This window comes from Lysinibacillus sp. UBA5990 (assembly GCF_002429815.1).
Classification (GTDB): domain Bacteria; phylum Bacillota; class Bacilli; order Bacillales_A; family Planococcaceae; genus Lysinibacillus; species Lysinibacillus fusiformis.
This window is the reverse complement of sequence record NZ_DJAY01000015.1, coordinates 570,341-584,052: the sequence shown is the minus strand read 5'-3', so window position 1 is coordinate 584,052 and position 13,712 is coordinate 570,341. Positions and strand designations below refer to the sequence as shown.

Sequence of the window (13,712 nt, the reverse complement as noted above, 5' to 3'; positions counted from 1 at the left end):
ATAGTTTATATAGAAGGGACTCCCAATGGGAGTCCCTTTTTGCTGTATGGATAATGCAAGGATCATTCAATTATTTAGACAAATCTATTTTTTTATTTAATAAGTAAACTGTCAGTCCACCAACAGTCATAGACAATAATTCTCCAATCCCCACTGTGAACCATGTAGCCCAAAAAGGGAGGTCATAAAGAATGGTTAATTGCCCAGCAACCGTAAACATAGATACAGCAAATATTAGTGCTGTCACAACCATTTTTCCAATGTCATGGGCGATATGCTTTGTAATACTCCTACAAAGTAATAAGACTAGGAAGGTGGCAATCCCACCAATCGGCACATCTACTATCCATGTGGGCGACATGAAATTTGCAAGTATAACGCCTAACGTCACTGCTACTACATAGCGCTTATTGTACAATGCCAGATAATTAAACATTTCTGACAAACGTAGCTGAACAGCGCCAAAGCTAATGACTGACAATAAAACCGTTACAGCAACATAGAGAGCTGCAACAAGTGCCGTCTTTGTCAGTTCACTTACTGACATACGACTTGAATCTTTTACAGTCGAAGTATTCAATTTTATTCTCCTTTGTAAAATAGCTAATCGCTATTTTAGTAATAACTACGACCAAAGGAAGAGAGCTTAGCGCCCTATCTGAAGTGCCGTAGTGCAAGCAATTTTACTTACTTGCGTATTATAGCAGAAGAATATCTGAATGAACAATGCTACTTGGTCAACCAGCCGCCATCGATCGGCAAGACAGTACCATGCATATAATCTGCTGCTGAGCTTGCTAAAAATAAGGTTAGATTTGCCACCTCTTGAGGTTGTGCCCAGCGACCAGCTGGCGTTTCCTCTGCCACCCAGTTCGCCATTTCCCCATCTCCTTCAAAATCTGCCTGATTCATAGGAGTTTGAATGGCTCCAGGAGCAATTGCATTTGCCCGTATTCCCGCTCTACAGTAATCTAAAGCTAGCTGCTTCGTGTAGCCAACAATGGCATGCTTAGAAGCTGTGTAGGCTGCTCCTCCACCACCAGCAACAAGCCCAGCAATCGAAGCCATATTGACAATCGTACCAGCTCCTCGTGCAACCATATGAGGCAAGATTCTATTTGTCACAAAAAACGTTCCTTTGACATTGGTGTTCATAATTTTATCCCACAGTGCCTCGTCCGTATCAAGCGTTTTTGCAAAGCCATCTAAAATACCTGCTGTATTACATAAAATATCAATTTGTGTAAATGAAGAAATAGCAGCTTCGTACGACTGTTCCACATCTTGTTGGCTACAAACACTTCCTACCATATAGGCAAAATGCTCCGGATATTGCTGCTGTAATTGGACTAACCCTCGTACCTCTATATCAAAACCAAATACATACGCGCCATTTTCTAAAAATCCAAGTGCTTGAGCATATCCAATACCTGATGCTGCCCCTGTAATGAAAACAGTTTTATTTTTATATTCTTCGAACTTCATAGCAAGTCTCCTTACAAAAAGAAGCCACCTCAAAATTGAGATGACTTCTCCTATTATTATTCAACGATAATCCAATCTTCTGCTAATAAATCACATACTGTAGGCGTGAACATTGTGTAGCCTTCTCCGCGTACATTAATCAAAAAATAAGGGTTTAAAGTCTCTCCATCGTGTTGGCTTTGACCAACTAGCTTCACATATAGTTCAGCACCGCCCCAACCTTCACGAATACCTTTATCTCCTGCTTTTAAACGTGGTAATATTTCTTCAAATGTCATGTCTTTCATCCTCTATTCCCATCCATTATCGCATTAGTATACTGGATTTTAGTTAGGTTGACAACTATGGTTAGCATTGCTTTTTCATCTGTACCTGCTCTGTCGTCACCTTTAGTCCATTTTCCACTAAATAGCTCGTGGCTGGATTGCTAGCTAAGAAATTAACGGCTGTTATATTCACCTTATGAGCTGTCACACTGGCTAAGAAGCGCGGCAGTAATTGGATATTACTCTCTTCTACTACTTCCAATTGATAAAGAATGACCCGCTCCAACTCACCCTGTTTATCCCATGCTGTTTTATATAACATATAGCCCAGCACATCATTTGCTTCGTTATAGAAAACCCTAGCCTCTCCCTGCTTAACGCTATGCCAGCTACATTGCCAAGGAATATCTTCCTGATAAATCGGCACATGAGGTAATTGCTCTGGGCGAATTATTTCTACTCGAATAGCTGATGTATGTTCTACCTTCACCTCATATTCCCCACTTAAAAACTGAAGTTGATCAGTTATAACATAGCCATATTTTTCATACAAAGCAATCGCTACCGAATTTTCCTTTATTGCTTCCAGTGTGGCAATTTCAACATTTTCTCGTTCATAAATAGCTAGAGTTTCCTCCATTAATAATCGTGAAATGCCTTTCCCACGATAATTAGGCGAAATACCCGTTCCCCCATTCCAAGCTATTTTCTTGCCATCCATGTGACGAAAACCGTTCACGACAATACCAATTGGTTCATTATGGTCAAAAGCGACAATGGAGTGCTCAGCTGACAATCCTTCCCCAACAAGCCGCTGTAAAAACATCTCTGCTGTCATGTGGATTGGCACAAAGTATCCTTCAAAGCCTTTGTTCCACGCCCGTAATACTTCCTCTAATGTACATTGCGAAACTGTTTTAATATTCATCGTTTCCTCACCTCAAATGGAATCTAATTTTGCTAAATCTTCTAATGTCAGTTTCCCCAAAACTTCATATCCTTGACCTAAGCCTTTAGGTTTTACAACAACCGTGCCCATATTCGAGATATCCCCTAGTCCCACATTTTCTGGAAAACTATGACCAATCATTACTCTATTGATTCCCTCTGGAGGTTTCATTTCCAACATAGATTGAAAAGCCATTAAAATTGTATTTTGTTGAACATTCGAAAGATTTCCACCTAACATAAAGATCTCAAACAAAAAAGGGTCAATCTGTACTTGAACATTTGGAAAAGCCAACAGAGCTGTTTCAATCGTTCGACAGAAAGGACTTGCTATGATAGGCGCAAGGATGGGAATTTGCCAATAACGTAACATTTGGCCATAATAAATAGCCTCATGACGGCCTTGTTCTGATAAATTTCTTTGATACTGACAACTTTGAAATAGACCATTAGCTTGATCTACACCAACTGTTGCAGTCCCATGTCTTGCATATAAAATAAGTCCTCCCTCTTTTAATAATTTCAGGAGATCCTTTTCCAATTCTTTCATCCCCTTCATTTTATCACTTTATTCTTTGTAATGTATGTCTTCCAAATAGAAAAAAGCTCCCTATTTTTCAGAGAGATTTTTTCCTCTATATAGAAATAATGAAACTATCGATTTCCGCATGAGTCGCTGCTCCTCGTTCCCCTCAACTTTTATATACAGTACTTTATCTACAAATTTGTCGAAAAAATTATATATGACTGGCACCTATTCTTTTTTATGTGACCTTTGTTTTAGAAAATTTTTGAATTTTCCACGAGTATAGGAAATGAGACATAAAATGTGCTGTTTCACCTTTTTAGTTTACTTTCTTGTAAAGGATTATTAAACTAGTGTTTACGGTGTGTAATTTTAAAGTCATATTGATTTTGTGTTTTAATTTATGTAGGATAAACAAGCATTGTTTGGTTTACAAACAAAAAATAGAGTTAATTAATATTCTAGAATATTAATAGATGAGGAAGTCCCGAGTAATATGAAAAATCGAAAAATAAAGCTTATATTAATTCTATCCACAATTTTATTATGTTTGTTTACAAGTTTAAACATCATTACCTCCTATGTAAAAATTAAAAAGACCGTTGAAGAATCAATTGCTAATCAAAGTCTTGAGGCTGCTAATTCCATTGCTTCTTCTATCGATACAATTGCTTATCAGCAATTTTTGAATAATCCGCAAAAGAATGATTATTATTGGGAAGTAAGAAGTTACTTAAATGATGCAAGGGTAAAGCTAGGTGCATTATTTGTTTATACATTACAGGTGGATAATCCAAAAGTTTCAAAAGCAATGGTGATGGGCATGCCAAGTGAACTAAAAAAAGGATTTGAAATAGGTGAGGTTTGTACTGTTCCAGCTAAACAAGTAGAAAAAGCCTATCATGGTGAAACCTATGTCACAGAGGTAATCCATGATTCAGTCCATGGTTCTTATTTATCTGTTGGTGCGCCAATTAAAGATGATACAGGCAAAATAATTGGTTACCTAGGCATTGATATAAGTGCAGATACACTGAATGGTATTAAAGGCAAAGTAATTGAAGATAACCTATTTATTTTTATTTTCAATGGTGTATTTATTTTAATTGTTGCTGGTTCTTTTTTATTTTTACAAAGATGGTACCAAAAAGAGGTAGCGAAGGAAGTAGGAGCTACAGAAGACACTTACCAAGCAGAGATCAAAACGTTGATTACTTCGGTGTCATCGTTACGTCATGATTTCACGAACCATATCCAAGTTTTACATGGCCTTTTACAGTTAGAAAAAACAGATCAAGCAAAACAATATTTAGCATCACTATCTAAAGAAGTACAAGCGATTAAATCATTAAAATTAAATATTGACCATCCAGGTTTATCCATATTATTACAAACGAAAAAGCTAACAGCACAGAATCATAATATTGATATGGATTTTACCATCTCTCAGGGCGATTTTAATAAAATTAAAACGACCGATTTAATCAAGATTCTATCGAACTTAATTGACAATGCGATTGATGCTGCGAATGAATTGCCTGAGGGGCAACGTAAAATTATGATTTGTTGTCGAGCTGATGAAGGACAATATGAATTTAAAATTACCAATACAGGACCGAATATTGTAGACGCAAACCAAATCTTTAAACAAGGATTCTCTACGAAAAAGCATGAAAATGGTAAAATTCGAGGGCAAGGACTATTTATTGTGAAAGAAATTGTCCATAAATATCATGGAGATATTTCGATTGAATCATCGAAACACCTTGAAACGACTGCCATCGTCCATATTCCTTTTAAATAGCACAAAATGTAGAGAGCTTGATACAAACGCCATTGAGAAGATAACTCTCAATGGCGTTTGTTGTTCTTCTTCTCTTTCACATGCGTAGAAATAGAAGTTCAGCCTAAGGTTTCTTAAAAGTTGATTGGTACTAGGGGTAACAGCTCCTACGGAAAAAGGAGAGAAACAGCTCCCCTCCCATAGTGGCAATTTAATGTAAAAAAGACTGTAGACAATCTCTAATTTTTTTGAGCTTGTCTACAGTCTGATGTCTGGTAATGGTCATACACCCTGATCTTTTTTTGATTTATTATTAGCAGTTCTTGTCCTGTCCTGTGGTTTTAGGAAGGAAGGACGTAGACTATAGCCCTTCGGCGATAAACGTAGTAAAGATTTTCCAATATTACCCTTTTCGAAATCTGCACTAAAATTAATATAGGGCACACCTAGGACACGCATATTTGCTGCATAAATGATAATGAAAAATACTGAAATAAAAAATCCAAATAGACCCAAAAAGGCTGAAAATAAAATGATGATTAACCGAAAAATACTCATTGCGGTCACAAAGGCTTGATTGACCAGTGTAAATGCAGCAATGCTTGAAATTGCAATGATAACAATCATCGAAGGGCTTGTCACACCAGCTTTAATCGCAGCATCTCCAATAATTAACCCTCCAACAACACTGATTGAGCCACTGATGGCACTAGGCAAGCGTAAGTTTGCCTCGCGGAACATTTCAAACATAAATAGCATCATCATTATTTCTAGTATCGTCGGAAATGGTAATCCCGTTCTAGATTCAACCACTGTCGCAAGTAGAAGATATGGGAGCTGCTCTTGATGATAAGTTGTTACGGCTAGCCAAAAACCAGGAAGTAACATACTGATCAGTATCCCAAATATTCGGAGCACCCGTTCCATTGAACTGACAATGATCGGATATTCATTGTCCTCAGATGTTTTAAAGAGCAGCATAATATTAGCGGGAATAATCATGGCATAGGAAACGCCATCGATCATTATTAATATTCGTCCCCTCATTAATGCTTGAAGAGCAAAATCTGGTCTTCCCGTATAATCGTGTCTAGGGAGAACTTTTGCCGTTTGTTCAATTGCCTCCATTAGCAAATCACCATTGACGACAATATCTGTATCAATTTTTTGTAATTGTAATCGGATTTGTTCTAGCATATTCAAATTCACAATGTCTTCCATATATAAAACGGCTACTGTTGTTTTAGAGCGTTGACCGATTTCTAATGTTTCTACACTAAATGAATTTGTAGGTAAACGTTTTCTTAATAAAGCAATATTAATAAATATATCTTCAATAAAATCATCTCTTGGTCCCTTTACAACTAGCTCAAGCGTTGTTTCCCCCGGCTCACGATTAGGTCTATTTGAAATATCACTGGAATAAATCAAGTGATCTTCCTCAAAATATAATAAGACATGGCCCTTGTAGACTCTTGTAATCATATCCTCCTTTTTAGTGACCTTTTGTAAATAGGGAACGTGAAGATGCTGTTCAATTAGCTCCTCTAACGTCTCATCAGAACCACTATTAAATAAGGATTGGACACGTTCGACCACAACTGTTTGAAGGAGTTCTTCGTCTATCATGGCATCACAGGTTATCATATGGACCGTATGTTGCTGAAATTTATACTGTTGGAATATCACATCAGCAGAGCGTTGAAATAGTGATTTCAACATTTTCAAATTCATCATTTGTTCCATTGAAATACTTCTCATCTCCTACTGAGCCTGCTCAAGTTTAGTACATTTATGAAAACTTCGACATGTAATAAATATACTTAGGCATATTTTTCCCATGGACATAAAAATTATTCAAGAAACAAATACTGTTATAATCTATTCAGGATGTCTTTAGCCAATCATTTTTTGTAGATTAGCCATCTCAATTGCCGAGATCGCGGAGTCATAGCCTTTATTACCCGATTTTGTTCCCGCACGCTCAATCGCCTGTTCAATATTTTCTGTTGTAACAATACCGAAAATAACTGGCACATTGGTTGTTAAGGAAACATTCGCAATACCTTTGGCAGACTCATTACATACATAGTCATAATGTGTCGTAGAACCACGAATAACAGTACCTAAACCAATAATGGCGTCATATTTCTTTGTCTCTGCTAATTGTTTCGCAATGAAAGGCACCTCAAAAGCTCCTGGCACCCATGCAACATCAATGGAAGCTTCATCTACACCGTGTCGTTTTAACCCATCCATTGCACCATCTAATAATTTACTTGTAATAAACTCATTGAATCGACCTACGACTACTGCAATTTTTAAATCCGTCCCAATTAATTGTGCTTCAAACGTTTGACCCATTTTTTATATCTCCTTCGTTTTTAGTTTGTTGTAAATGATTGACTACGATAAGCGGCTAACGCCTCAATAGAAATCATTTTTAATCCATGATGTGCTGCATACTTTGTCAATTCATCAAAGCGCATCATGTGACCATCGTCTCCCATAATTTCACAAATTACTCCAGCAGGAATACTGTGACAAAGCTTGGCTAAATCAATGCTCGCCTCCGTATGGCCTCTTCGCTCTAAGACACCATTATCCTTTGCGATTAGTGGAAAAATGTGTCCTGGTCGACGAAAATCAGTTTTTTTTGCCTGAGACTCCAGCATCTTTTGTATGGTGAAAGCTCGCTCAAAGGCACTAATCCCCGTTGTTGTGTCCATATGGTCGATACTTACGGTAAATGAAGTTTGATGGTTATCCGTATTATGCTGAACCATTGGGTGCAGATCTAATTTATATGCTAGCTCCTGCGAAATCGGTGTACAAATTAGACCTTTTCCATAAGTCGCCATAAAGTTTATCGTTTCCGGAGTGATAAATTCAGCAAGCGCCAGAAGATCCCCCTCATTTTCCCGATCTTCATCATCCACTACGACGATCACTTTCCCTTGTTTTAAATCCTCTATGGCATCTTCAATTGCATGTAGCACTATTTTTCATCTCCTCATTATGTGATCTTAAAAACCGTGTCGTGCCAAATAATCTCTTGTTATCATTGACTTGCCTTGCCCATCTTTCAAGACGTTTAAAATATATTTACCGACTAAATCTGTTTCAATATTGACGAATGCGCCCATTTTTTTCATACCTAAAATCGTTTCCTTATAAGTATGAGGAATCAGTGAAATAGTGACTTGATTCGTTTCAACCTGAAAGATTGTTAAGCTTGTGCCATCAATCGTTATGGAGCCTTTTGGAATACAGAAGCTTGTTAGTTCCTCAGACAATTCGATATCAATATAAACCGCGTTGGCCACTGGACGCTTTCGTAAAATCTTCCCAATGCCATCTATATGACCAGCAACAAAATGCCCCCCAAATCGCCCGTTAGCAGGCATGGCACGCTCCAAATTAACCCGATCACCTATTGTCAGCTGATGTAAATTTGTAGCTTTGACGGTTTCAGGCATAACATCCATCGTAAGCTCTTCATCCGTAAAATGGGTCACCGTTAAACAAACACCATTGACTGCTATACTGTCCCCTAACCCTACATCTTCAGCAACTTTAGATGATTGAACCGTAATTTTCATACTGTTCTTATTGCTTTGCAAGGCTTTAATAGTGCCAATATCCTCTACAATACCTGTAAACATTTCTTCACCTACTTTCACACTGATCTTTCGTAGCTTCTATCCATCGCTTTTGGGTTTCTATCCGTCTCCCTTCTAAAGCTTATATAAAACGAAAAACCCCTTTGACAAAGGGGTTTTGGGAGTATAAGACATCAATAAATAAGCCTACTTGGATATTCATTTTTTCCATAGACTATGATCTTATTTGTTCTTCTCCCATCCAGACTATCACTGTCGGTTTTGGATTTGCACCAAATCAGCTTGCGCTCACGGACTTTGAATTTCTTCATCACCGCCGATTGGGAATTTCACCCTACCCCGAAGAACATCTTCTATTCAATTGATTGGCTAAATAAAAAAACTTCCCAACATATTCGCGGGAAGCAGTGTCATAAATGCATAGTCAAATAGACCTTCTAAATTACATTGAATTTAAAAAGCTCGCACTTATACCCTTCTCCCATCCAGACTATTACTGTCGGTTTTGGATTTGCACCAAATCAGCTTGCGCTCACGGACTTTGAATGACTTCATCACCGCCGATTGGGAATTTCACCCTACCCCGAAGGATCATTTTATTTAGCTAGTTCTTACGATAACACTATTTAATTATATTATCTATACTTCTGTCTGTAATTTTTAAAAAAAGGGGCCACCTCTTGCTATAGAGGTGGCCCCTAAATCCTTTAATGGCTTATTTTTTGCACATAATCATCATAATTTCCCGAAAAGGCCGTCATCCCAGTTGGTGATAATTCAAGCAATTTATTGGCTAGCTTATTAAGAAAATAACGATCATGAGAAATGTATAATAAGGTGCCATCAAACTGCAATAGCGCCTCCTCCAATACTTCCTTGCTCAATAAATCAAGATGATTGGTCGGCTCGTCCATTATAAGTACATTGGCTTTTTGCAAAATAAGCTTTGCTAATGCTACACGTGCTTTTTCCCCACCGCTAAGGGAGGCTATCTTTTTAAATACATCCTCTTTCGTAAATAAAAAATTACCGAGTACTGATCGTATTTTTGCCTCTTCCATTGAAGGGAAAGTACTCCAAACCTCTTGTAATACCGTATTATTAGGATGTAATGTCTCTTGCTCCTGATCATAATAGCCTATTGTCACACCATTCCCCCATGCGATAACGCCACGGTCCGGTGTCAATTCATGTAATAACGCCTTTAATAGGGTTGATTTCCCAACACCATTGGGACCTACTAATGCAACCCGATCGCCTCTATACAAGGAAAACTCAATATCTTGCACTAATGTTTTCCTGCTATCTTCTAGCTGATAGGAGAGCACTACATCTTTTACCTTCAACACTTCTTTATGTGATTTCTTATCTGTAGCAAATGCCATTTGTGCGTGTTTTAGATCCTTGCGAGGCTTTTCAAGACGACTTATTCGTTCAAGCTGCTTCCTTTTATTCTTGGCGCTTTTTGAGGAAGTAGCCATCGCAATATTCCGCTCAATATAATTCTCCATTTTGACGATTTGCTGCTGCTGCATTGTATATTTCTTTTCCATTAATTCGCGATTTTTCGCCTTGCTTTCCACATACTTAGAGTAGTTACCGCTGTATTTTGTTCCATGGGTACGTTCAATCTCATAAATTTCATTGACAAGGGCATCTAAAAAATAACGATCATGAGAAATAACAAGAATAGCCCCCTGATAGCCACGTAAATAGCTTTCAAGCCAGTTTAAAGTCGCAAAATCTAAATGGTTAGTCGGTTCATCTAACAGCAACAAATCCGGCTGCTCTAATAAAATTTTAGCAAGTGCCAGTCTAGTTTTCTGTCCGCCACTTAATGATGCGACAAGTGTGTTTGTCGGCGTACTCCCAAAGCCCATTCCATTTAACATACTATTTATTTTTGCCTCGACATCATAGCCACCTTGCTGTGAAAACCAATCTGATTTGCTCGCATATTTCTTCATAACTTGTTCCAGCTTTTCAGGGTCATTTATGCAGGAAGGCTCACCCATCTGCATTTCCAGCTCTCGAAGTTCCTTTTCAGCCTCTTGAAGCTCAGTAAATGCGCCAAGCATTTCTGTCCAAATCGTATGGTCTGGCTGTAACCCACTATCTTGTCGCAAATAACCTAGTTTAATTCCCTTCCCTATAAAAATGTCGCCTTCATCATAAGAAAGATCCCCTGTAATGATCTTTAGTAGTGTTGATTTTCCTGCTCCATTTACACCTATAAGTCCAATCCGATCGCCACGTTCCAATTTCATTGATATCTTTGAAAGAATCGGATCTCCCAAGTAGCTCTTACTAATTCCATTTAATTGAAGTATCATTTTTTCAATCTCCTTATTTATTTTATCCATTACTACTAAGCTAATTGCTCAAGAAATAAATGGACATATAAGGTTACACATCACTTTTCACTCCTTTCAAACACAAAAAAAGGCGCCGTCATAAACGGCACCTTACAAACATCCCTATAATCAATAGGGCATGTTAAATTTTACAATTAAACAAAAAAACGCCGTTACGTACCGGCGTCTAGCAATCTATTCATCCCATTTAATTGGGCATCAATCTGTTAGAAATAAAGAAGGCAAAAAGCACCGGAATCTGTATCGATATGAAATTTGCTTAAAAAAGGGCACACTTCTCCCTTAGCCAGCAAATCCCCACAAAGATTGTAAGATTTTACCTCTGATTCAGTTAAACCTTTCGCACAAACAGTTTCCAATTACTTCGCCCTCCCTTCGAATTTATAATACCAATTAATCTATCATATTTTTTTTTAGAATACAAATGTCCTGCCGCATTTTTATAGTATAAATGCCTTGGAATATATCATTCCTATCGTTAAACTTGAGAATATATTGGAACTTACTATTCTTAAAATCGTTCCTGTACAAGTGACTATTCAGTCCACTAGTTTGGAGGTCATTCCATTGCAATATTTAAGAAACATAACGTATAAACAACGTATTTTCTACGCCTTGTTATTACTTAGCTGTGCCCTTTCCATTTTTTTCGTTCATCATAATGAACAATTTTATGATCGACCCATTGCTGAAATTCTAAAAGTCAAAGTGGCAGATTCTGAGCCAATAACAGATATGTATGATAATGACGATATGTTGTATACACAGCAAATTAAAGCTGTGCTTAAAAATGGGCAGCACAAAGGACAAATAATTGATTTGACGAATGACTATTCATCATCCGGAGCCTTTGATCAGGAATACCATGTCGGCAATGAAATCTTTGTCGCCATAGATGAACATTCAACAAAATCAGAGTTAACGGGCTCTATTCTCGATTTGAAACGAGATCAAACAATTATGATGATCGCTTGGATTTTTATCTTTGCGCTACTTATCATCGGTAAACGACAAGGTTTATTTGCCATTATTAGCTTAGTCGTAAATGCCTGCATTTTAACATTTGCATTAGATCTTTACGTAAAGCATGGCAGCCTCAATTTATTATTCATAAGTGGGGTTTGTGTCCTATTATTTACCATTATTTCGTTGTTACTGATTAGTGGTTTGAAGACGAAAACATATGCAGCGATTATATCTACACTTTTAGGGACAATGATAGCCCTCATAATTAGCACAGCTGTGATGTGGTTAACAGGGGAAAACGGTCTACGCTATGAGGAAATGCAATTTTTAACACGTCCCTACCGAACCGTCTTTATAGCTGGTTTATTTATTGGTTCACTTGGGGCTGTTATGGATGTCGCCATTACGATGTCTTCTTCTATTTTCGCCCTATACGAACAAGATTCTCGTATTTCTTTACAAGCTTTAAAGGCATCCGGTCATGAGATTGGAAAAGACATTATGGGTACCATTACAAGCATATTATTTTTCGCCTATATTTGTGGCTCCATACCAATGGTCATACTCTATTTGAAAAATTCCTCTACATTAGGACTGACACTATCCTTGAACCTTTCTTTAGAGCTAGCTCGTGCCCTTGCAGGGGGTATTGGAGTAGTCCTCACCATACCTATTAGTCAATATACCGCTATTTTTTTCATTAATCGAAAGAGGGTGAAGGCATGAATGTCATCGTTGTATTGGCAGGCATTTTATGTTTATTAATGGTGGTAGTTGGAGGAAAGCAAGGACTACGCTCGTTTCTTTCTTTATTTTTAAATTTCGGCGTGCTATTTGTGACTATTTTTCTGATGACAAACCCTAAAAACAGCCCTATCATCCTGACGTTTATTGCGTGCACTGTCATCAGTTGCATTAGTTTGTTTTATATTAATAAAACAAATAGTAAAACCATTACAGCGTTTATTTCCACAATGGTGACGATCGTTGTTTTATTGTTTTTTATTACGTTAGTAACGAAAAAATCGATGATTCAAGGTTTTGGCGAAGAATCAACGGAGGAAATAAGTATTTTTTCCCTATATATTGGTGTGAATTTCGTGCAGATTGGTGCATCGGTCATTATTATGAGTACGATTGGTGCCATTATGGATGTTGCCATTTCCATCGCGACTTCGATGCATGAAATTTTTTATCATAATCCTTCGATTAGTAGAAAGTCACTGTTTACCTCTGGATTAAATATTGGAAGAGACATTTTAGGAACCGATACAAATACTTTATTTTTTGCTTTCTTTGGTGGCTATTTAAGTTTACTCATATGGTTTAAGGATCTCTCTTATTCAATTGGCGAAATCGTCAATTCCAAAGTATTTAGTGCAGAAATGATGACGATTTTTTGCGCAGGCATCGGCATTGCCCTCATTATTCCTATCGCATCCTCCGTCAATGCATATTATTTAGTTAAAACACGAGAAAAAACAGAATAGCACTCACATAGATACCAGACCTATCTTTCGTCAGAGGGCCTGGGCTGTAGCTTACTGGGTGTCTCAAATGATTTTTGAGACGCCCTATTTTGTTGCATGATTTCCATTGCAAATGCCGTATTTTCTGATAATATTTACCATATAATGAATACAGAACTTTTAATAGGATTGTTGTTCCATATTTCATGCCCCAATCAAACGCCCATTCCATGTAACATTTTTTGCATAAAACGTCAATACAATTAGATAA

12 protein-coding genes, 1 pseudogene and 2 riboswitches are annotated in these 13,712 nt (G+C 37.4%); of the genes and pseudogenes, 3 read left to right on the top strand and 10 right to left on the bottom strand.

The window, feature by feature from the left end; translation table 11 throughout:
• Positions 1-70: 70 nt before the first annotated feature.
• The 5 genes from B3D94_RS15345 to B3D94_RS15325 all read right to left on the bottom strand — a co-directional run bounded on the left by B3D94_RS15345 (position 71) and on the right by B3D94_RS15325 (position 3,240).
• Positions 71-580, bottom strand: coding sequence for a QueT transporter family protein (locus B3D94_RS15345; RefSeq protein ID WP_291758162.1), 510 nt, complete (start codon positions 578-580; stop codon positions 71-73).
• A 149-nt stretch (positions 581-729) separates the two neighbouring features.
• A complete protein-coding gene (locus B3D94_RS15340; protein WP_069480725.1) occupies positions 730-1,485 on the bottom strand; it encodes a 3-oxoacyl-ACP reductase in 756 nt (251 codons plus the stop codon).
• 56 nt (positions 1,486-1,541) lie between these two features.
• The gene (locus B3D94_RS15335) at positions 1,542-1,763 is read right to left on the bottom strand and encodes a DUF2829 domain-containing protein (protein ID WP_069480724.1); all 222 of its coding nucleotides are present in this window, start codon (positions 1,761-1,763) and stop codon (positions 1,542-1,544) included.
• Between the two features lie 70 nt (positions 1,764-1,833).
• Complete coding sequence (locus tag B3D94_RS15330) at positions 1,834-2,679, bottom strand: GNAT family N-acetyltransferase (RefSeq protein ID WP_291758159.1); 846 nt, start codon at positions 2,677-2,679, stop codon at positions 1,834-1,836.
• A gap of 12 nt (positions 2,680-2,691) precedes the next feature.
• Positions 2,692-3,240, bottom strand: a complete 549-nt coding sequence (locus tag B3D94_RS15325; protein ID WP_291758157.1) for a histidine phosphatase family protein — start codon at positions 3,238-3,240, stop codon at positions 2,692-2,694.
• 481 nt (positions 3,241-3,721) lie between these two features.
• On the opposite strand from B3D94_RS15325, the gene B3D94_RS15320 reads away from it, so the two are divergent.
• Positions 3,722-5,029 (top strand): ATP-binding protein, encoded by a 1,308-nt coding sequence (locus tag B3D94_RS15320; RefSeq protein ID WP_069480721.1) that lies wholly within the window; start codon positions 3,722-3,724, stop codon positions 5,027-5,029.
• 261 nt (positions 5,030-5,290) lie between these two features.
• Here B3D94_RS15320 and B3D94_RS15315 read toward each other — a convergent pair whose 3' ends face one another.
• From B3D94_RS15315 to B3D94_RS15295, 5 genes and pseudogenes are all read right to left on the bottom strand, one after another.
• Positions 5,291-6,754 (bottom strand): spore germination protein, encoded by a 1,464-nt coding sequence (locus B3D94_RS15315; RefSeq protein WP_291758154.1) that lies wholly within the window; start codon positions 6,752-6,754, stop codon positions 5,291-5,293.
• A gap of 150 nt (positions 6,755-6,904) precedes the next feature.
• Positions 6,905-7,372, bottom strand: a complete 468-nt coding sequence (ribE, locus tag B3D94_RS15310; RefSeq protein ID WP_008176574.1) for a 6,7-dimethyl-8-ribityllumazine synthase — start codon at positions 7,370-7,372, stop codon at positions 6,905-6,907.
• 44 nt (positions 7,373-7,416) lie between these two features.
• A pseudogene (ribB, locus tag B3D94_RS15305) lies at positions 7,417-8,007 on the bottom strand (3,4-dihydroxy-2-butanone-4-phosphate synthase); the annotation flags it as partial.
• Between the two features lie 27 nt (positions 8,008-8,034).
• Positions 8,035-8,673, bottom strand: a complete 639-nt coding sequence (ribE, locus tag B3D94_RS15300; protein WP_291758149.1) for a riboflavin synthase — start codon at positions 8,671-8,673, stop codon at positions 8,035-8,037.
• A 183-nt stretch (positions 8,674-8,856) separates the two neighbouring features.
• Positions 8,857-8,982, bottom strand: a riboswitch (FMN riboswitch).
• Between the two features lie 118 nt (positions 8,983-9,100).
• Positions 9,101-9,226: riboswitch (FMN riboswitch) on the bottom strand.
• A 112-nt stretch (positions 9,227-9,338) separates the two neighbouring features.
• Positions 9,339-10,964: an ABC-F family ATP-binding cassette domain-containing protein gene (locus tag B3D94_RS15295; RefSeq protein ID WP_291758147.1), complete on the bottom strand. Its 1,626-nt coding sequence runs from the start codon at positions 10,962-10,964 to the stop codon at positions 9,339-9,341.
• 609 nt (positions 10,965-11,573) lie between these two features.
• Between B3D94_RS15295 and B3D94_RS15290 the strand changes: the two genes are divergently transcribed.
• Together B3D94_RS15290 and B3D94_RS15285 are read left to right on the top strand one after the other, a co-directional pair.
• The gene (locus B3D94_RS15290) at positions 11,574-12,698 is read left to right on the top strand and encodes a YibE/F family protein (RefSeq protein WP_291758146.1); all 1,125 of its coding nucleotides are present in this window, start codon (positions 11,574-11,576) and stop codon (positions 12,696-12,698) included.
• Positions 12,695-13,462 (top strand): YibE/F family protein, encoded by a 768-nt coding sequence (locus B3D94_RS15285; RefSeq protein WP_069480716.1) that lies wholly within the window; start codon positions 12,695-12,697, stop codon positions 13,460-13,462. Before B3D94_RS15290 ends, B3D94_RS15285 begins: the two co-directional genes overlap by 4 nt.
• The last annotated feature ends 250 nt before the right edge of the window (positions 13,463-13,712 follow it).